General features: G+C 55.4%; 16 protein-coding genes. 14 read left to right on the top strand and 2 right to left on the bottom strand.

Translation table 11 applies throughout. The features are described from left to right. Positions 1-87: 87 nt before the first annotated feature. The 6 genes from AV059_RS20940 (at position 88) to AV059_RS20910 (ending at position 12,036) form a co-directional block, all read left to right on the top strand. Positions 88-318 carry a hypothetical protein gene (locus AV059_RS20940; RefSeq protein WP_058997936.1) on the top strand — a complete coding sequence of 77 codons (231 nt, stop codon included), beginning with the start codon at positions 88-90 and terminating at the stop codon, positions 316-318. A 508-nt stretch (positions 319-826) separates the two neighbouring features. Then, entirely contained in the window at positions 827-3,634 is a 2,808-nt protein-coding gene (locus AV059_RS20935) for a DUF499 domain-containing protein (RefSeq protein ID WP_058998030.1), read from the top strand. Next, the gene (locus tag AV059_RS20930; RefSeq protein ID WP_058997934.1) at positions 3,631-4,251 is read left to right on the top strand and encodes a hypothetical protein; all 621 of its coding nucleotides are present in this window, start codon (positions 3,631-3,633) and stop codon (positions 4,249-4,251) included. The genes AV059_RS20935 and AV059_RS20930 overlap by 4 nt, the downstream gene beginning before the upstream one ends. Beyond that, a complete protein-coding gene (locus AV059_RS21705; RefSeq protein ID WP_079990838.1) occupies positions 4,248-7,091 on the top strand; it encodes a DUF1156 domain-containing protein in 2,844 nt (947 codons plus the stop codon). The genes AV059_RS20930 and AV059_RS21705 overlap by 4 nt, the downstream gene beginning before the upstream one ends. Before the next feature lie 5 nt (positions 7,092-7,096). Then, entirely contained in the window at positions 7,097-8,047 is a 951-nt protein-coding gene (locus AV059_RS20915; RefSeq protein ID WP_154021065.1) for a hypothetical protein, read from the top strand. Positions 8,048-8,100: 53 nt separating this feature from the next. Beyond that, positions 8,101-12,036 carry a helicase-related protein gene (locus tag AV059_RS20910; protein WP_058997929.1) on the top strand — a complete coding sequence of 1,312 codons (3,936 nt, stop codon included), beginning with the start codon at positions 8,101-8,103 and terminating at the stop codon, positions 12,034-12,036. Positions 12,037-12,361: 325 nt separating this feature from the next. Here the strand turns inward: AV059_RS20910 and AV059_RS20905 are convergent, their stop codons facing one another. Further along, positions 12,362-12,529, bottom strand: coding sequence for a hypothetical protein (locus tag AV059_RS20905; protein WP_058997927.1), 168 nt, complete (start codon positions 12,527-12,529; stop codon positions 12,362-12,364). Between the two features lie 78 nt (positions 12,530-12,607). Then, the gene (locus tag AV059_RS20900) at positions 12,608-13,468 is read right to left on the bottom strand and encodes a hypothetical protein (RefSeq protein WP_058997925.1); all 861 of its coding nucleotides are present in this window, start codon (positions 13,466-13,468) and stop codon (positions 12,608-12,610) included. A gap of 61 nt (positions 13,469-13,529) precedes the next feature. Between AV059_RS20900 and AV059_RS20895 the strand changes: the two genes are divergently transcribed. The 8 genes from AV059_RS20895 (at position 13,530) to AV059_RS20860 (ending at position 21,288) form a co-directional block, all read left to right on the top strand. Further along, positions 13,530-13,889: a hypothetical protein gene (locus AV059_RS20895; RefSeq protein WP_058997923.1), complete on the top strand. Its 360-nt coding sequence runs from the start codon at positions 13,530-13,532 to the stop codon at positions 13,887-13,889. 63 nt (positions 13,890-13,952) lie between these two features. Continuing rightward, the gene (locus AV059_RS20890) at positions 13,953-15,362 is read left to right on the top strand and encodes a DEAD/DEAH box helicase family protein (RefSeq protein ID WP_058997921.1); all 1,410 of its coding nucleotides are present in this window, start codon (positions 13,953-13,955) and stop codon (positions 15,360-15,362) included. Further along, complete coding sequence (locus tag AV059_RS20885) at positions 15,349-16,701, top strand: DUF790 family protein (RefSeq protein ID WP_058997918.1); 1,353 nt, start codon at positions 15,349-15,351, stop codon at positions 16,699-16,701. The genes AV059_RS20890 and AV059_RS20885 overlap by 14 nt, the downstream gene beginning before the upstream one ends. Before the next feature lie 500 nt (positions 16,702-17,201). Further along, entirely contained in the window at positions 17,202-18,239 is a 1,038-nt protein-coding gene (locus AV059_RS20880; RefSeq protein WP_058997916.1) for a hypothetical protein, read from the top strand. Positions 18,240-18,295: 56 nt separating this feature from the next. After that, on the top strand, positions 18,296-19,168 hold the full coding sequence (locus AV059_RS20875) for a hypothetical protein (RefSeq protein ID WP_058997914.1): 873 nt from the start codon (positions 18,296-18,298) through the stop codon (positions 19,166-19,168). A 120-nt stretch (positions 19,169-19,288) separates the two neighbouring features. Beyond that, positions 19,289-19,552, top strand: coding sequence for a hypothetical protein (locus tag AV059_RS20870; protein ID WP_058997912.1), 264 nt, complete (start codon positions 19,289-19,291; stop codon positions 19,550-19,552). 130 nt (positions 19,553-19,682) lie between these two features. Further along, entirely contained in the window at positions 19,683-20,231 is a 549-nt protein-coding gene (locus AV059_RS20865; protein WP_058997910.1) for a hypothetical protein, read from the top strand. Positions 20,232-20,328: 97 nt separating this feature from the next. Then, positions 20,329-21,288 (top strand): ArdC-like ssDNA-binding domain-containing protein, encoded by a 960-nt coding sequence (locus tag AV059_RS20860; RefSeq protein ID WP_058997908.1) that lies wholly within the window; start codon positions 20,329-20,331, stop codon positions 21,286-21,288. Positions 21,289-21,349: the final 61 nt, after the last annotated feature.

Below are 21,349 nucleotides of genomic sequence, written 5' to 3'. Positions count from 1 at the left end.
ATCTGCTGTCCTCTCTGTAGACTGACCAAAACTGGTTTAGACTAAGTAAAGGTTATAACATTCCACTTAAACAGGATAACTAACCAGATGACTCAGAAGACAATAGGACAGAATACCGGAAATTCTGGCCGGGTAAATTTATCGGGACCGGACCTGAATAAGTTCGACGCTGAGGTTGGTGACCGAATAAAAGTCGATATTGCTGAATCAAAAGATATCGCAAAAGCCCTCATTGAGAATAGCTCAAAAGACAAATTCGTGATAGTATCCAAGCCGGAAGTGGGTTCCTCTAGCTTGGAGGGTTCAGATGAGCAGTGAGTTTCCGCCGTTATTTGAAACCTGCCAGCCGCGTAACGACGTCCTTGATGGCTCACTACAAGAGGACCAGTTCGCTGCGAGTTTAGCTACTGTTGCCCACGATCCCAACAAAGCTGCACCGAATTACCGCGAGGCCTCTCTGTTCTTTGAGATGACCTACCCCACTGAGGGTTTGAAGACGTTATTGAGTAATCTCACAGGACGATTCCTTGCAAGTGGAACAAATCAAGAGACAGATTATACAAGCAGCATCCTTTGCCTCGACACGCGCTTCGGCGGCGGGAAAACCCACGACCTCATCGCGTCTTACCATTTAGCAGAACACGCTGACGACATCAGCAACCTCAGTGACCACCTTCTTCCAGACGACGAGAGCAGTGCAGAAGCTTATGATGAAGCCGTCGAAGAAGGCCTCTCCGTCGACTCAGCTGTGTTTGTCGGAGGCCATGTCGACGCCCGGAATGCACGCAGTGATCGACGCGACCCCAATGCCCCGAATAGCAAGACGATGTGGGGAGAGATTGCCTACCAGCTATACGGCGCTGAAGGCTACGAAGAGTTGAAGGAGTACGACCAGAACCGAACCGCACCTGGACAAAACAAGCTCAAGGATCTCTTCGACATCGGCGACGGCCCGGCGCTAGTCCTCATCGATGAGATTGCTGCCTATTTAGAAAGCGCGTCTGCCGTTGAGGTCGGCGGTGCAACGCTGGCCAGCCAGACACTCAGCTTTGTTCTATCGCTTTTGGAGACCGCGTCTGAGTCCGATGATGTTACTATCGTCTACTCGATTGCGGACACAGCCTTTGAGGAGGAAGCCGAGGACGTGCGTAAGCTAATCGACGAACTCAATCAGATTGGGCGTCGCCAGCACAAAACGGTCACGCCAACCGACGAGAGTGAAGTTGGGAAGGTCCTTCAGCATCGTCTCTTCGAGGACATCGACGATGAAGCCGCAGCCGAGGTGTCCCAGTCGTACTTCCAGTTGTACTCCAACAGTGAGCGGCAGTTCCCCCAAGAAGCGACGGACGCGAGTTACGTTGACCGGCTCGAACGAGAGTATCCGTTCCATCCGACGGTTATCGATACGCTTACTGAGAAAATCGACACGATTCCGAAGTTCCAACGAACTCGTGGAGCACTGAAGCTTCTTGCCCGCGCTGTCTACTACCGCTGGAATAATCGCCCAGATCATTACGAGCGCCATTGGGTACGGTTGTACGACCTCACGCCAGCTGACGATGCTCCAAGCGGGAGTATCAGTTCAACTCTCCATGAGTCGTTGTTCGAGTTTGTTGATCTCAGTTCGGCTGTCTCGGCAGATATCTACAACGATGACGGGACGGCCCATGCCCAACTTGAGGATCGCAAGTGGACAGAAAAAGGCATCCCTGAACTCGGCTCACATCTGACTACCGCCGTTCTATGGCATAGCCTAGCCTACGGAGAACAAGCAACCGGGCTTACCCGGGCTGAAATGAACGAGACGCTGGGTCACCCGGACGTTCGTTTTGATAACTACGACTCGGCCCTTGATGCGCTGGCGGGATCTGACATGAGCGTCGCGTGCTACTACCTCTACGACGAGGAGCGGGTTCGATTCAAATCTGATCCGAACCTCATCAGGATCATCGACCAGCGGGTCGACAATACACCAGACGCGCAGGCGCGCTCACGATTCGAGGCCCGACTGGAGAGTGAAACCGGGACTGGTGCGTTCGAGCCAGTTCCTTACCCCGAGTCGCCGGCCGACCTCCCGGACAAGGCATCGACGCCCCAGCTTGCCGTGATGCACATGGATACGGCGCCGGTCACCAAGCAACTACTCGAAGACGAGTCGAACCCGGAGTCCGTCCCTGAAAAGGTCCAGTCGCTGTACCAGAAGTCTGCCTCGAAGCAGGGCGGCGACGTCCAGAGTCGGGTCTACAAGAACTACGTCCTGTTCCTCGCTCCAGACGACGAGCGTGTGAGAAGTGCCATCGACGAAGCCCGGCACTTGGAAGCCATCGAAGCGCTCCTCGATGGCTCTCAGCAGACGGCAGACCTTTCTGGGGATCAGATCGAGGACCTCAAACAGCGGCGGAAGGAAAAGTACGGTCTGCTCGGTGAACTCGTTCGTGGGGTCTATCGTCATCTCTACTACGTCGACCGCGATGGACTCACACACATTACGATCAACGCGACCGAGGCGAACGGCGGAACCTCGCTCGTCAATGCAGTCGAGGAAACCCTCGACGATCGCCTGATTCGGGCTGATGCCGACGCGAAGGGTGTCGCGTTCTTCAAGCAGAAACTTTGGCAGCGGACCCAGGACTCGATGACGACGCAGCAACTCGTCGAGCAGTTCGGCAAGAAGCCAGGGCTCCCGTACCTTCTGAGCACGAAGCCGCTTCGCAAGACCGTCGCGAAGATGGTCGACGAGAGCGGCTACACCTACTGGGACGCCGAGACTCAGATCGCGTACTGGGACGGCGACGCCGACGATCACCCCGAGAACTGGCGGAAGCGCACACCGTTCGCTGACTCGCCCGATGTTCGCACATCGATTCAGGATACCGACGTGAAGATCGGGAACGACTACGTCATCTACACGGGTATCGAAGCCCTCCTCGACGTACACCACGACTCGATTCGGCCGCCAGAAGCGTCCGAAGTCGAGTGCGCCGAGGACGGCTGTACGACGAAGGTCGAAGCCTCAGATGACGGCCCAGCGTATTGTGAGAAACATAAGAAGACCCCAGAAAAGACTCGTTGTCAGAGCTGCGGCGAGAAATACGACGAGAGCGAACTGAACGCTCAGGGAATCTGCCCCGACTGCGCTCAGCCCTCGGGCTGGGACACGGCGACAAGCCAGATGGCGGCGTCGCGGGCGTTCAACGAGGTGCGAACCCATGCGCTCTCGAAAGCGGCCTCAGGTGGCTCACCAGGCGTCTCGCAGGTCACGGTCGAAGTGGTGGGCGAGGATCGGCTCTCGAAGGGCTCGTTCATCGCTCAGCGGGATGCCTTCACTGACCGGTCGGACGCGGTCTCGGTTCGGATGAGTTACGACGTGAAGACGTCGACGGGATCGAGCTACAGCGCGAGCTATCAGGGAAGTCTCGACGACTTCTCGCGCGTGACGAACCAGCCCGATCCGTTCGGCGAGTCGTTCAACGTCACGCTGAAGTTCCGTGTAGACCTCGACGAGCCCGAACCGATAACCGACGCCGAGGACGACGTGCTCGCAGAACTACAGGCGGGCCTCGGCCAGACCAATATCGACGTGAAAGTTCAAGCCAGAGGACCGACCGAAGTTCCCTCTGAGGCAACACAATGACGACGGGACTCGACTCAACGCAAGCCAGCACGGCGACCGAGGACGCGCCAGCGTCCTCCTTCGGGAGTAGTGTCTACGGCGGACGGCCGACGTTCGCGATGACGCGCCGCGAAGGGTCGAACGGCGGCGAGGTCACGCTGTACGAACTGCTCCCCGAAGAACAAGCGGCCAGCCGTCGCAATCGGCTCGAACGCCACGGGCGTTCGCTCACCGTCGAGTCCTTCGAGGAGGTCTTCGATGATTCGTCGGCCAAGGAAGCGACGGGCTGGGACTGGGACGGATGGGCGGCCGTGAAAATTGCCCGTCTCGACGGTGGTCGCTTCCGCGCCCTCTCTCCGCTCATCAAGGAAACCGTCGACGGCGCGGAACTTGATGCCACAATCGTCACCTCCAGCGGCACTGGTGACCTTTTCCTCCCAGAAACTGTTGGCGTGCGTCTGGCACTCGCGTTCCGCGGCATCAAACCGCTCCAGCGTGTCGACAGGATGCGTGCCCTCTGTCGCGGAATCGCCAGCATGGGCGACGAGGAGTGTTACTACTGGCATGCAAAGTGTCGCGCCCCGTCCAGCCCGAACGGCGAAAAAGCACTGCGGACCTTGCTGACTGACCACCTATGAGTGAACACAACGACGATCTGAAACCGCTCGCTATCGAAGGACAGCTTCCGCTGAAGGCAGTTGGTATTGAGAACTTGAAGGAAGGGAATCCAAAGCATATGCCGCCACACCGCTATCTTCATCCGTGGTTCGCGCGGCGACCTACTCCTGCTTCAAGACTGGCGATTCTTGCATCGGTTCTACCTCAAGATGTTTCCTCAGACGAATTACTGCAATGGATGCAGATCGGGCCAAAAGAACTGGATAGCGGACTATCTGAGTATGTTGAGAGGAAGAAGGCAACTGAATCAGAGCGGAATGGAACGCTTGGGGAACACTATGGGTATCCCCGTCCTTTCACGCAGTCTCCTAGCCCGTCTGAGACAAAAGAACTCCACTCACTCCTTCGTAATCAATGGGATGGCGAACTGCCAGCTATCCTTGATCCGACAGCTGGCGGTGGAGTGATTCCATTCGAATCCATTCGTTATGAACTCCCAACAAGCGCAAACGAGCTAAATCCGGTACCGTCACTGATTCTTAAGGTCCTTCTTCAGTATGCACCTACCGCCGGTTCTCTTGGTTCTGATCTTGATTATTGGGCCGACAAAATTCATGACCGAGCGCGCAATAATCTCGAGGAACTCTATCCAGAATCAGAGTCTGGCCAGAGCCCAGACATATATGTCACGTCATATCGTGTAGAGTGTCCACAGTGTGGCGGTGACATTCCTCTGATTCCAAAATGGACAATAAAATCTGGGAGCGCAGTTGTCAAGCCAAAAATAGAGGATGACCGGACTGTTTCGTATCGCTGCTATACCGATCTTAATCATCCCGATCTCGATGATTTCGAACCTAACGATGGGTTTGTTGATAGGGGTGGTGAAGCTGATTGCCCTCACTGTAACGTCGTTACGGAGGGGGATACAATCAGAGAGAAGTTCAAAAATAACGACTTTGAGTACGAGATTTACTGCGTTAGATACATTGATAGCAATGGTAAATCTGGCTTCCGAGCACCGAACCAGACGGATCGAGAAGCACTTGAGTTAGCGAAAGAGCGCGTAGAGAATGATTATGAACTCTCCACAATCCTCTCTGTTGAGCGATTCGAGGGGTACGCTGACCGAGCAGTCCCCTATGGCGTTACAGAACTTAGAGACCTATTTTCACCTCGGCAATTAATTTCGCACTACGAATACCTTCAGGCGTTTAACCACTATAAGCCCGAGATATTACGAGAACATGAAGAAAATGAGGCAGAGGCGATTCTTTCAGTTCTTTCTCTTGCGTGTAGCAAATTTATTGACCGAAATGCGCGACTTGCAGACTGGGACACAAGTAAAGGCTACCCAAACCCAGTATTCAAGGGGAATATTCTAGTATTCACTAGGGTATTTTGCGATAATAATCCGTTGCTTGGTACGATGGATTTCAACTCTCTATACGAGAAAGTCCGTGATTCATATGAGGAACTCGTCTCGTATCTTCCAGAGGGTAGCCAGCCGGCGACTATTACCAACGAAGATGCCGCCGACTTGACGACCGGCCGCGAAATCCAAGCAGCGGTCGTTGACCCCCCTTACTATAGCAGCATCATGTATTCTGAACTCGCTGATGTCTTCTATGGATGGCTAAAGAAGTACCTTGGTGACGTACACCCAGAACTGTTCTCAGATGGTTTAACCGATAAAGAGAACGAGGCGGTAGCTAACCCGGAGAGATTTGATAGCGTCTCCAGTAGTTCCAATTCAAAGAAGGAACTTGCCAATGAATTCTATGAGAATAAGATGAGCGAGATATTCTCAAATATTTACAACCAGCTGTCATCGGGTGGCGTAATGACAGTTATGTTCACTCACAAAGAGACCGATGCATGGGATACTTTGGCTAAGTCGCTCATCAACTCAGGTTTCGTCATCACTTCTACTCATCCAATTACGAGCGAGATGCCACAAAGGGCAAACATGAGGAGTAGTGCATCTGCAGACTCAACTCTCTTACTAACAGGCCGTAAGCCTCACGAAGAACGCGATACTGAGAACGCAATCCCTACACTCTGGAGCGACGTCGAGGCGGACACACGAAATGCCGCGAAAGAAGCGGCTCGTGACCTCCTTGAATCTGGTATCTCTCTGACTAAGACCGACGTCATCATCTCTGCGTTCGGCCCGACGCTTCGGGTCTTCGCCGACGCCTATCCTGTTGTCGACGATCAGGACGAGGAGGTCCCTCCGCGGAAAGCCCTTGAAACCGCACGGGAGGCTGTGACCCAAATCCTCGTCGACGAATATCTGGAAGGGATGGATGTCGACATTCTAGACGATGTTACAGAGTGGTATATCCTCTGTTGGCTCGTCCACGAAGCCGAGACATTCTCTTATGACGACGGTCGCCAACTCGGCCTCGGAATCGGCGTCGACATCGACGAAATCAAGCGGTCGACGAAGACTTGGCGCAAGAGCCGCGGCGACATCAGCCTCCGCGGACACGACGGCCGCGTGCAGAACATCAACGAAAAGCCCGAAGACCGGTCCAGTCGTCTGCCGGTTGACCCTGACGACCTCTCGTTCCCGCGTTCGCTGGACGCCGTCCACGCCGCGATGCACGTCTACGCCAAGCGTGGCGAGACCGAGACCATCGAGTGGCTTCGAGAACGCAACTTCGACTCGGACAGCCAGTTCAAGGCGACGCTGAAAGCCTTGCTCCAGGTGCTTCCGCACAACCACGAGGACTGGGAATTTGCTCGGGACCTTGCCGTCGGCCGGACGAGCGACGCGTTGGACCTTGACTTCAACCCCAACGTCTTCGCAGAAGACGGCAACGAGACGACGCAGAGCACGCTCGGGGAGCACTAAGCCGAATGCGAGCGTTCGGCGACCTCACTGCGGTTCACCTCACTCTCGGGGAGCAGGGTGATGGGTCGCCGACGAAGCTTCGTGTTCCTCTTCCTGACGGTCAGTGGCATGCCGCGATTATCGAACTCTGTTGGCAGCGGTTCCAGTATTGCCTTCAGGTGCATAATTCAGCCGTGTCGGTGTACGAGACCGACCTCGAACGCCGTCGTTCATCTGATGGGCAAGTCTTGGATGCGCTACCTGTTCGGCTCAGCTGGGGAATCGGGCAGGTCGCGGATCTTCTCAGAAACTTTGAGTCGACCTTTGAGGAGTTCACCACGTCGATAGATGCGTGCCGAAAACGGGCGACGTTCGGGAATGAAACCGACTACGAACTCTTGTCACGTCGCTGGCTTCGACATTCACGAGAGCTACGGGACCGAATTGAGTTCTCGCTTCAGACATCGATGTGGATCCAGTGGATTAGTGAAAGTCTCTGGCAAGCAGATGAGCTAGCGGCCCATCTCCAGGATGACGAATCTCGTTACCTCCAAGAGTACGGGTCAGAGATGTTCAGTTACATCGCCCACCCGCCGCTACTGGTTGCTGTTCTGACCAGCGCAGCGATGGTCGAAGAGGTGGGGGCAGTCACAGTGAAAGAACTCGCGACAGGAGTCGACTCAGAACTGGATGACACCCGGCTTGATGAGGTTATAGGATGGCTTCGAGATGAGGGCCTCGCTCCAGAGAATATCGAACTGGACGTTCTGGACGACACACTGCGGGATGCGCGGAATGAACTCTCCCACTCGATGACAGCACGAGGGAGAACGGTTACCTTGGACACGTTCGGGACCTACGTCGAAGCAGTCCAGATAGCGGTAGGATTGGGGCTGAACCTCGCCGACCGACTCGTCGCCGATGTTCTCGCAGATTTGGACGATCTAACCCTTGTTCCAGATATGGACGACAGCTGACCGACTGGAGTGATTAAGTAGCCTCAGAATGAGATAATCAAGTAAGCTCACTGATGGCTGACCTTCAGACATATTCTTGGGACTCTATTTACGAGAGCCAGCCCTCAACAAGCGGGTCTCATCTTGTTGATGAATTCTACGTCCCTGCCCTCGAACGAAGCGTTCGGTACGACCGTGTGGCAGGCTACTTCTCGAGCAGTGCCCTCGCCGTTGCGGCCCGCGGCGTCCATGCACTCGTAGAAAACGATGGAGAGATGCGACTTATCGTCGGTGCGGAACTGTACGAGACCGACCGCCCCGTTTTGGAAGCTCTCTCGGACGAACTCAGCGAGGGTCTCGATGAACTCGACGATGAGCGGCTTGACGCCCAACTCCAACTCCTCGCTCAACTTCTTCGAGAAGACCGACTCACAATCAAGGTCGCTGTGCCTCGGCAAGGAAACTGGGGTATTTTCCATCCGAAAGTCGGCATCTTTCACGACGATCAGGAGAACTTGCTGTCGTTCGAGGGCAGCGTCAACGAAACTGCAGGCGGCTGGGAGCGCAATTATGAGCGGTTCAAGGTCCACCGTGAGTGGCGTGATGGACAGCGCGAATACGTCAAGGGCGATGTCGACACGTTCGACCGTCTCTGGGACAACAATCATCCTTACGTCGAAGTTTACAATCTTCCCAGGGCTATCGAAGAGGAGATTATCGACTGGAAGGCTCCCGATTCGGATACTGAGATAGATTCTGCTATCCAGATTGCACGCGGCGAAGCGCCACCAACCGAGCGCGACAAAGCGAACATCATCGCAGACGGCTCGCTCGCTCCTGGCGGATTGGCCCTCGCTGAAGAGGGTAGTACGATCACACCCTGGCCCCACCAGCGCGTCGTCTCAGACACACTTGTCAACACATACCCGAATAGTTTCCTCCTGTGCGACGAGGTCGGGCTCGGGAAGACAATCGAGGCTGGACTGACGCTCTCTCGGCTTGGGCTGACAGATGATCTGGAAACCGGTCTCCTCCTTGTTCCCGCAAGCCTGACGATTCAGTGGCAAGAGGAGCTTTGGGAGAAGTTCAATATCAACGCTTACCGTTTCGATCGGGGAAGCGGGAACCAGTACGCCTTCCATGATGCGTTCGGCCGTGAACACGCTCCACCCTCGGCTAGCAGCCTCGATCTTGATGCTGACGAACATTCGAAAGCGTGGGTCGCGAGTCCGATTTGGCGATTCCTCTATGATCAGCAGTCCGACAACCAAACTGACGCTCCATCGATCGTCATCATGTCGTGGCATACTGCCAGGCTTGACGACCGTTGGAATCAGGTTGCCCCGCGCGACGAAGGCGACGTACGTACTCGCGAAGACGTTCCAGCGAGTGCACGCGGGCGGGATACATCCAGCCGAGAGGGTGTCTGGGACGCAGTCATCATCGATGAAGCACACAACGCCCGCTCCGGTAGCAAGTTCTATACACTCCTTGAGCGGCTTCGTGAACACACCCAGACGTACTACTTGTTGACGGCGACGCCGATGCAGCTGCACGCTGGCGAGCTCTACGACCTGATGACATTGCTTGACCTCCCCGGCGATTGGGACAAGAAAGACCGGTTCGTCGAGTTCTTTGAGACCCGCCAGGCTCTCAACCAGGCATTGAAAGAACAATTCGAAAGCGATGCAGCGTCATCAGGAGGAGCATGGTCGGCACAAGCCACGTTAGACGAACAGCGGTATCAGGATCGGCTACCAAATGAGCGAGCACTCTCCGATAGGGTCTTCGACGCTGCCGCGGAGAAACTTGATGTCGCCGATGAGCAGCACGCACGCGGAATCGCCAAACAGCGCGTGCTCGAAGCGTGCCATCTCGCTTCAGACCACGGCGACCAGTACGACGGGTATGTCGAGCGTTTCGAAACTGCAGTTCGGGAGTACAACGTCGACCCGTTCGAAGCCAATGAGGACGAGAAGCTCAAGTACCTTCTCTACCCAGACTGGAAGGCTGAGGAAGAGTGGCTAACTTACTCGCGGAATGATCAACTCAGTGCCCTTGACGATCTCTCAGAAGCTGGTTGGCGAGTCGTCCGAGACGTCCTTGCAGAATCCACGCCTGTCGATGCGCTCATTCATCGGAATACGCGCGACACTTTGCGCAAGTACGAAAAAGTCGGATTGCTGGATGAGACAGTCCCGGATCGAAACCCGAAGCAGCGGAAGATCGAACTAACAGACGAAACTCGAGATGTCTACGACCGCATTGACGAGTACACTCGGAAGTTCTACAAGCTCGCTCAGCAGTCCGACGAGGCTGAGACGAGGGCTATCGGCTTCGTGATGACGACCTACCGACAGCGCCTTACGAGCAGTGTCTACGCGATTTCACAGAGCCTGCAAAGTCGTCTCGAAACGCTTCGCGCTCAGCGGACCGTGCTGAAGGGCAAACAGCGTGCTGCCAATCGTAATGACTCCCAAGGTAACTCCAGCCAGACCCTCTTGGAAACCCTCTCTGAGTACGAACTGGATGACCTCGATACGATTGATGAAATCAGTGGTGACCTCGAAGACGCCGACCTCGCCGAGATTGTTCCGAGTGTCACTGACCAAGGAATCAATCTGCTTGAGCAGGAAATCGAGGAACTGGAGTCGTTCGTGAATGACCTCAAGCATATCGACGAAGATCCGAAGGTCAGTCAACTCATCAGCGACCTTGGAAAACTGGACCGTGAGGGACACAATCGGGTCATTATCTTCACACAGTACGCCGATACGATGGACTTCATTCGAAACAGCCTGACATCCATTCATGGTGCGACGGTCGCGACATATTCTGGCCGCGGTGGCGAGATGTATGACCTTGACAGTGAGGGCTGGACGACTGTCGGTAAAGAGCGTGTCAAGCGAGAATTCGCTAACGATGATGGGCAGGTCGATATTCTTGTTTGTACTGACTCAGCCAGCGAGGGCCTGAATTTACAGGAATGTGGCGCACTCATCAACTACGACCTTCCATGGAATCCGATGCGGGTCGAACAGCGTATCGGCCGAATCGACCGTATCGGACAACGGTATGACGAGGTCACGATTCTCAACTACAGTTATGAAGATACTGTCGAGACAGACATTTACGACCGTCTTGACGACCGAATCGGCCTCTTCGAAAACGTCGTGGGAGAAATGCAACCCATTCTCTCGGGCGTCAGCCAACAGATTCGAGACGCTACGCTAAACGCCGATTCTGATGAGAGTCGAGAGACTGTTGAAAAAGCAGATAAACAGTTATCAGAGGAAATTGAAAACCAGAAGCAGGACGACCGCGTTGATGTTGGCGAGTCTCTTGAGGACGTTGACGATCTCGTAGCACAGGATGTCATTGATGAAGCGAAACTCGATGCGTGGCAATCCTACTGCCACCCAGACCTCGTTGAGGTCGGGGAAGACGGATACGAGTACGATCCACCGTTCGAGACACCGGGTCTTCAGTCAGTGTTAGTCGATAACGATGCGCTTTCCGAGGCCGGTATTAAATTCACCCCGGTTCACGAGATTAATTTCGAGTACGATGACGGGGACTTTGACTTTGCGGACAGTACATATCGCCTCTCAGTAGGTGATGCACTGATTGAGGTTCCCGTCGGGGATGGGGAACAGACGATTGCACAGGCTATTGCGCCTGCTGTTGACGACGTAGCGGTGACTTTCTCGGCGGAGTGTGCTGATGAATACCCATCTGTTCAGCATCTTGCGCCGGGGCACCCACTTCTCGGGCAACTTCTCACAGTACTACAGGACGTGAGTAAAGAACCAGTGCGGTTTGACCAACAAATCGCAACCCGACCAGGTCAAGGATTAAAACCACTGGTGTGTGGCTGGGGACGAGATGGTGTGTTCACTCGGATCACCAACGATGGTACCGTTACTGAGAGTGGACCGATGGATGATCTACCATCTTGGTGTAATCGATTTCTCGAAAACCGAAACAAATCAACAAATTCGTCATCGTAGTCGTTGTGAATCCAGTTAGGATAATAAAATTGGATATGGATTAGATCTACGTACATATTCAGAATTTTGCAGCACAAAGCTAGTGCTTTCTACGGTACCGTATAAACCGCACCCGTTCATATACAGAACCGCCGCCGCAGAAAGTATACTCAAAATTGGCATCTAATCTGCATTGTGATAGCATCACAAGACCGCAACGATTCAATGGGCCTCGGAGTTTGTTATAAACACACGATTGGCTAAAGATTCATGCCTGCACAGAGAGCAGCAATGGAATCGTAACCGGCCGGAGATGAAGAATCTCAGTGTCTCCGTAGAGATACGCCTACAAGTCCTGTGGCATCACTGTCTGTCGCTCATTCGCTTCGGCTCGGCGAGCGGCGTCCTCAAGTAGTGCTTCAACCTTCTCGTCGAGAGCTTCGTAGAAGTCTGCCGAGATTGGGTGGTCGTCAACTGTCTCCCGTACGCCAGATTTGACTATCAGATCAGTCATACATTCGGAAAGCGAACACTCGAACAATTAAATATTGTCGACTCACTCCCTAAGCTTCAGATTCAGCGGTAGGGCACATCACAGGGTTAGGTCAGCAATCGTCCAGTCGGTGGGCAAGTCGCCGTCAATCCCTTCCTCAGTCACGATATCTCGAATCCGTTTCTCGACATCCGCGTCTAACACAAACTCGTAGTCAAGGTCCTCCTGCCACTCCCAGTACCGTGGAATTGTCGGGCTAAATTCGCTGACCGCACCGGCGGGAGCATCTAACAGGTACCGTGGTCCCGAGATCTTGCCAGACCGATATGGGAGCGTCTGTCGAACTGCTTCGTCATTGATCAGTTGCTCCAGCAGTTCTATCGCTGAATGCTGGTCGGCGTAGAACGCGTGTTCGAGCATCGCATTCACGAGTGGAAGACCTGTTGAGGCGTGCTGATGAATGTTGTCCGCAACCGAGTGGTCAGGATGCCCGATTCCCCAGCCGTACGGATGGAGTGCCTCTCTAATGAAATCGTATCCATCTCCCTCAATTTGGTCGAGAATCGAACTGAAGAACGCCAGAGCGGGAGCTGGAATAGCATCGACACCATCCGACAGTCGGGTACGGATGAGGTAGCGACCAGTGACGTTCTGGAGGATTGTCGTCACGTGTGGGAACCCATCGGTTGTCTCTGGATGGTATGCGTTGAGAAACTCTTCGAGGATCTCCCACCCTTCGGTCTGTATTGCGTCGTCAAGCACGGTGATGAGTCGTTCACGATAGGCTCTTGAGATACTACGGTAGCGGTCGGATTCTCCGTCCTCATGTGCGGTCGATAACCGCGTTTCGTACGTTGCGACTGCCCGTGTGAGGGCGGTCACATCTCCGTCGTCAGCGCTCGCTAACTGTTGATCAAGCCCATCCAGTTCAATTTTGTCAGGGCGGCGGTCTGTTGTCATTACTTGTCCTAACACCAACTGGGGGCGTAATGTTTGTGTCACAGAATGACGACAATCACGTATGGCCGAGACATATGCTCTCAGCATCCACGTTGAATCCTACGAGTTCAGCGGAGAATTCTATCTGGTTGGCGACAGATACGACACAGGTGGAGAAGTGCTGAAACACGTGGCAACCGATCATATCTTGGCGATGAAGCAACGCCCACACGCCGCCGAGTACCTTCTTGAAACGCTTCAAGAGGGCGAGAACGTGAGCAAGTCCGAGTACAAGCAAGCAGAGCCAGATGTCTCCTGTGGACTCCACTTCGATGTTGACCACCAGCAGTTTCGGTTCTGGGTCGGCGACTACTCCGTCGACATTGGGCGACAGCCGACAAAGAGCGACCTTCGCTCAATCGCTGACGACCTCTCAATGTAGTACCCTTCTGTTGGTGTGTTACTCCAGCAAGGACAAGTATCCCACCTACATAGAGAGAATTGAATGCGTCTCTCATTCGATGATGGCACGCTTTTGCTTGAAGACGCTCCTGACGCTGTGCCGTATGCCGAATGGGATGATCGCGTCGGCGAGTATCGGGCGCAGGCACAGCACTATCGTCCTATCCGAAAGTGGGCAACCGAGTCCGATGGACAAGCGACCCTCGAAGAATCCACAGCGACTGTTGATGAGATAGAGGACGACGCTCGTGCCTACTCAGACTTCTATCTCACACCGTCTGTCGCTATCGAACCACGGGAGTACCAGCAAGACGCTCTCTCGGCGTGGCAGGACAATGGCCGACAGGGGAGTGTTATCCTTCCGACAGGGAGTGGGAAAACGTTCCTCGCTGTCCAAGCCATTGCAGACGCAGGCGTGAGTACGCTCGTGGTTGTGCCAACCATCGACCTGATGAACCAGTGGCACGCGACTCTCACCAACGCTTTCGGTGACCAGCTTCCAGACAGCGTGGGCGTTCTCGGTGGTGGTAGCCATAATATAGCGGACATCACGGTGACGACCTACGACTCTGCCTACCGCTATATCAACGAGTATGGGGATCAGTTCGGGCTTCTCGTTGTAGACGAGGTACACCACCTACCAGCGCCGACATATCAGCAGATCCCTGAGATGACGATTGCACCGTATCGACTTGGACTCACAGCTACGTACGAGCGTGCCGATGGAGCACACGAAGAATTAGAGGACTTGCTTGGAACGGTTGTCTATCGCGAGGCGGTTGATGAACTTGCTGGAGAGTATCTCAGCGAATACGAGACCATTCATCTCCAAGTCGAACTCACAGACGAGGAACGGACAACGTACGACGAGGAGTACCAGATATACCGTGACTACGTGGATAGCCACGATTTCGAGCTCTGGAAGGAGAACGGATATCAGGAGTTCCTCAAACGCACGTCGTATGACCCGCAGGGACGACGGGCGCTTATTGCCAAGCAACGGGCGGAAAACATCGCCCGTACTGCTGCAAAGAAACTGGATACGCTCGACAATCTGCTGAAGCGACACTACAACGACCGAACCATTATTTTCACCGCCAATAACGAGTTCGCGTACGAGATCTCCCAAGAGTTCGTCGTGCCCTGCATCACCCATCAAACTGAGACTGACGAACGTACAGAGATATTGGAGCGGTTTCGAACGGGTGAGTACTCGATGTTGGCTACGTCACAGGTACTGGACGAAGGGATTGATGTCCCCTCTGCAAATGTCGGGATTATTCTCTCTGGAAGTGCCTCAAAACGGCAGTATGCGCAACGGCTAGGTCGGATTCTCCGACCGACAGACGACAGGCAACCCGCCCGTCTCTACGAGATTATTGCTGAAGACACGGTGGAAACATATGTCTCTGAGCAGCGACGACAGGGGGTGGCAGCGAATGCTGACAGCTAATCTTGCACGCTCACGGACACACGAGGACACTATCACGCCGCTGTTCATTGACGCCAGCGAGCAGCAGTATCGGGAGACAGCCGAGGAACTCATTCAGATTTTTGAGGCCCATCTCGGTGAACCGAAAGGTGATCTGGAGGACACTATTGACCAACTCACCATCGCAGATACGGACTACAAAGTCGTCCAAGGACTGGCGAAACTGCTGAAAGATGAGTGTGAGTTCGAGACGGTTGCTCCAGTTGAGCCACATGAGATTCGTCAGCGATTGTTCGAGAAGGCAAATGAGTCGTATCCGATTGTTCGCCAGCCCACGCTCGGTGAGGATACGCAGAAGTTAGAAGTGTACAGTTCCGTTGCTGATGTGCTGGGTATCACACTCGAAGAGTGCCACCAGGGAATGTACGCCGACTTGGAGGAACACAAACGACTTGTTCGGTTTGGACACCGTGCTTCCGATGAATGCCAAGATGCGGCGGAGTCCTCAACCACGACTCAACTGACGGGTGATAGTGAGGAATCATATGCAGCGGATACAATTACGCCTGACTGGCTTCTCACTCGCTATAATCTCGCGTTAGCACAGGCTGTCCTCTACGATGCGACCGAGATGCGGGTGCGAGTCTGGGACTCGTTTGCGACGGTATTCAGTTACGTGAAGTTGTTCGGGTTGATGCACCGTATCTATCCAATCGACAGCAACGGCAATCGCGTGGGGAGTACCGATGCAGCAGACGGATACAAAGCTACGCTAGATGGGGCGGCGTCCCTCTTTTCGAAATCGCGGAAGTATGGGATACGGATGGCGAACTTTCTGCCAGCACTGCCGTTATGTGATCGGTGGGAGATGGAGGCCGACATTCTGGATGATGGGGGTGGATCGACGACTCAAACGCTTTCATTTGCGCTTGATGACACTGACGACCTGTCTTCACACTACGCTGCGCAGAGCGACTTCGACTCTGATGTGGAACGGACACTTGCCAAGAAGTGGGAGCGCGCGAACACGGATTGGGAACTCATACGAGAGGATGACGTGCTGGATTTAGGTGCGGAGGTTATGCTCCCAGACTTCGCCATCGAACATCCAGACGGCCGGCGAGTTATATTCGAGATTGTTGGCTTCTGGACACCAGAGTACCTTGCTGAGAAGTTGGCGAAGATACGCGAGGCAAACCGAGATAATCTCATTGTCGCTGTGTCTAAGCGATTAGACTGTTCGTCTGCGGATTTCGACGGGATGGACGACCGCGTGCTATGGTTCAAATCGGGGATTCACGTCTATGATGTCGTGGAGTTGGCTGAGGAATATGCCATTGAGGCTTTCTCGGCTGAGTAGGTCGGTCTGTCTCGTTTCACCGTGTCCCCTGTGGATTCTAATCACGGAGTGGAAGAATTCAAAAAGCGGTCAGCTTATGAATGAGTTGACGCCGCAGGAAGTCTGTCGGGCTTCAATATCTCCGTACGTATGGGACTGATTTGAGTATAACTCATAGCGAGAACGTGGTAGGCTCTGGAAGCCCAATGAATCGATAAGAGTGGAAGATGGGGAATAGAGCGCGTGAGGAGGGTATGACAGAGGGAACTTGGCGCTCGCCAACACTGGGGGTCAGTTGGGGAGTGATGGGGCAAGCGTGTCGGATACTTTTCGGGGACCGCCTCCGACCGGCGGCTACCTGCACATACTGGCCAGTGGATAATCAAGCCCCACAGAGTGTTTCTGACTCTGAAACACTCCTTCTGGGTAGGCTCCTACAGAACACAGCGAGACAGCCGAATTCCTCTCTGTATTGACCGTGAGCCAGTCCAAAATTTTGTGTTCCTCTGTCGGGTGAGAGGATGACTGACCTTTCACTCGGTACGTTCGGAGACGGAGACAGCGCCGACAACGACCTCGATCCAGATGCCGCAAGCATCGCCCGATGTGCGACGACGTGTCGCGCTCCTGACCGCGACGACAGCAGTTGGGCCGCCCCGGACGAGGACTGGGGGCTGACAACGCAGCGGCCAGTGTCGTCGATCAACACGTCGGCTGGTCGAGCAACCAAACAGCAAACGCGGTGGGTCGTCGATGGGGATGTCGGGGCATATGTTGAGCAGTACGCAACTGGCGACCTCCTGCAAATTCCAAACACGTACGGCGAGTTTGACTCCATTGACACCCGAGTCACATTCATCGACGGACTCGCTGACAGCTACGGGTACGGCATTGACGCCCAAGCACTCGAAAAGGCATTGCGAGTCCTCACTGGCGGTGGCCGATACACTGCGTCGCAATATACCGCCATCCCGTGCGGGCAGCAGCCGTGGATTCTGACGGGGCCAGAAGGGACGCTCCTGTCCAGCTGTATGCCCGTTGAGCGGCCGGAGAATCCATACACCAGGAAGCTTCGGACGCCAGAGACGACCCTCCAGATCGAGGAGCAGAACCAAACAGTCCGCACGGGGGCTGCTGAGTTTGCCCACCTGCTGTCCGACGCTCTCGGTGTCGATATCGAGGGCGTAGAGTATGCAACAGTACGTGGGCAAACCCAGCACTCGTTCGTCGGCGAGGAGGACAAGTTCACGATCAAGGCTAGTGACTTAGCACAGTTGCACGGGTTAACGTCCGATCCATCCGTCATTCAGGCGGGGATAGGCCATGGAGTCCAGCCCCCCAGTGGTGGCGATCCAATCTCGGTTGAGTGGGACGGGCCGGATCATCCGGTTGGATATCTCGACGAGGGAGACGTGATCGCTGGCTACGAGTTTACCTGGGAACAACCCGAAGAGTCGCTGGAAGACGTTGCAGTCGTTCGCGAGTACCGGATCACACGGAACTACTCGCGATGGACGGTCGACTACCATACCCATCGACTCGCGGCAGTCGTCCCCTGACCGACGCCGCCAACGGCATATTTTGTGTGCCCTCCGGCAAGTGGAGGGAAATCGAAATGTCACAGTCCACAGCGACCAGTAGTACCGAAGCAGCAACCACCGACGCCGAAACGAGCGTGCCAGAGACGGCGACAGACAGTGACGCAGAACTCGACACTGCGGACCTCCTGTCGCTCGATGCCCCGCAGCATCTTCGGATCAGCGGCGAGGTCCAGTTGTTTGAGCGGATTTTCGCGGCGGCTGGCACGGTCGCAGACAAGACACGGATAGGAATTACAGAGTCGGGAATCGCCATCCGGGCGGCTGACCTGCAGGGACACGCGATGGTCAACTTGCGTGTTTCTGGGAGTTCGTTCAACTCCTTCGATGCAGGGAGAGGGACACTAGGAGTGGATGTCGGACGAGTTCGCGATGCACTCTCAATCGGCGATGCAGGCGACCTTGCACAGTTCGTACTTGATGCAGCGAATAGCACACTGGAAATCAACATCGATGGGATAACGCGCACTATCGACCTTGATGCGGTTGAATCGCTCCGCTACCCTGTCGAGATGCCGGATATCAACATCCCGGCGACTGTCCACCTGAATCCAGACGACATCTCGCTCGGTCTCGACGCAGCCGATATGCTTGCCGACCGGTTTGACCTCTCTGTTGACGCCGATGCCGGAGAAGTGCGGTTTGCCGCAGACGGCGACACTGACAGCATGACCTACCGGTGGGACGACACCGATCTCATCGCCTTCGAGCCCGCGGATGTCGCAGTGAAACTTGACTCGTCGCTGGTCAAATCGGCAAATACTGGCCTGCCAGACGGCACGAATCGGGTTCTACATATCGGAGACGGGGTGCCACTCGTGCTGAAATCGGAGTTCCCCGATGCCGATGGAGCGATGCAGTTCGTGATCGCGCCGAAACTCCCGAACTGACTCAGTTTCGAGCGTTTTGCGGAAACGGTGGTGTGTCTTAACCAACAGCGACCGCCATACTTCTCGACTGTTGGTTAGCGCTAATTTTGCGTCTCCCCGGTCGAGTGAGGGATTTCCTTCATGGACCCGACCGAAACAGTTCCAGACTACGAGCGCTTCGAGCGCGAACAGATCGCACAGGACCGCGACCGACGGCGTCCCGATACTGTCGAGATCGACGAGCCACGGGGCCGCGAGGTGGTCACCAGTCTGCTTGATGAGGGCGTGGTTGAGCCGATCCCAGAACACGAAGTCTTACAGCACGTTCCCTCCGGCCAGTGTTTTGACTCCGACGTGGCGCTGGTGTACTTCCACAAAGGCTGGGAGGCTAGAGGCGAGGAGTAGCCAACTCGCAGACTAACCAACACAGTACCCCACATTCCACTCGGTGTTGGTTAGCGTCAGGACCTCTTCTCTGACGCGGCGTATGGGCGCGTCCCGAGAGTTGATACCCTATCGGAATTTTCCCAAGCGTATGGACCGCACTGACTGGCCGACACCCGGCCCGAACGAGCCTGTCCCTGCGTGGGACGAGTACCGGCAGCTCCGCGAGGCCGTCCACGACTATCTGGATCACGAGCCAGAGGACCCAACGTGGGCGGACATTTGGAAAGCACTCGGCGCGATCATGGGCGAGTACCAGCGCGATGCGTTTGCCCAAGCCTTCGACCTCGATGAGACTGCCGAGACAGCCTGCATACGCCGTCTCATCACGGGCGACGATGAGTGCCCGCACTCGCCGCTTGACGCCGACAGCGACCCGAAGGGGCCGCCTCACAGCCCGCCAGCAGACGACCACTCGACGCTCTGGCTTGACGATGGCGAGCCGGCGTTGTACTCGATGCACGTCTATCCGGGGAATATCGAGCGATTGGATTCCACAGAGCCGCCCCACAATCTCTGGTTCGACGTCTTCGAGTTTGCCGCCGAGTGGGGACTAGAGGTCTCGATTCTCGCAAAGTCATGGTACAACCTTGGCTCGGCTATCCACGTCGTCTTCTACCCGCCAGAGCGGTACAGGTAGCCAGCTCACCTCGCTCTCGCTCAGTCAGCAAGTCGATTTTGTGACCCCCAGTGGAGGTGCGGGGGCGTGCCCGAGAGTGCGTCCCGAAGATAGACCGATGTCAACGATACAGTCAGACACCCCAGAGCAGTCCAGCCAGCAGACCACTTGCACCTTCGACGATTCGGACTCCCGGGACGAGGAGATGCGCGACCAACTCGATGCGTGGGTCGAAGACCTCGCCGACCTCACGAACGAAGCGCAGACCAGTGAGCAGTTCCAGCAGTGGCTCGATGTGCAGAGCAAGTTCCACGATTACTCGGCCCGGAACACGCTACTCATCAAGCTCCAGTGTCCCGAAGCAACCCAAGTCGCCGGCTACAATACGTGGCAAGACGAGTTCGACCGCTACGTCCAGCAAGGCGAGGACGCGATCTGGATCTGGGCTCCGATCATCACGAAGAAGTGCCCCGAATGCGGGAACTCGCCGTCGTATCACGAGAACACTGATTGCGAGTACGACGAGACAGAGCCCGAGCAGTGGCGGCGGGGACTGGTCGGGTTCCGGCCAACGTCGGTGTTCGATATCTCCCAGACTGAGGGCGAGCCGCTTCCCGAACTGGAGACAGAAGCTCACGGCGACCCGGATGGACTTGTCGAGGACCTGTTGGACGCGACCGACGAGATCGGTGTCGACGCAAGAATCGTCACTCCCGAAGAGTGGGAGCATGGGTCTGCACGGGGCGTTTGCGAGCGTCGGAACGTCATGACCACGAATCCGATGGTTGAAGCGGTCGACCGGGAGAATCGGGCCGCCCTCGCGAGTACACTCATCCACGAGTTCGCCCATGCAGAGCTTCACTTCAATGTCGAGGATGAGGCGGAGCGGTCGAAACGCGAGGTCGAAGCCGAGGCAGTCGCCTACGTGGTCAGTCGTCACTTCGGGCTGGACCCCGACAACTCGGCGTTCTACTTGGCGGCGTGGGACGGTGACGCACCAGAGACGCTGCGGGACCGGTTGGACCGTATCTCGAAGACGGCTGCGAGGCTGATCGACGCCGTCGAAGGTGCCAGCTGAGACGGAGCGGTGTCTTTCCAGACGTGCTTGAGAGGAGTGTTTTGTGACTCCCCTGGTGGCC

The sequence above is a fragment of the Haloarcula sp. CBA1127 genome, assembly GCF_001485575.1.
GTDB lineage: Archaea > Halobacteriota > Halobacteria > Halobacteriales > Haloarculaceae > Haloarcula.
This window is presented reverse-complemented; position numbering and strand designations above follow the sequence as displayed.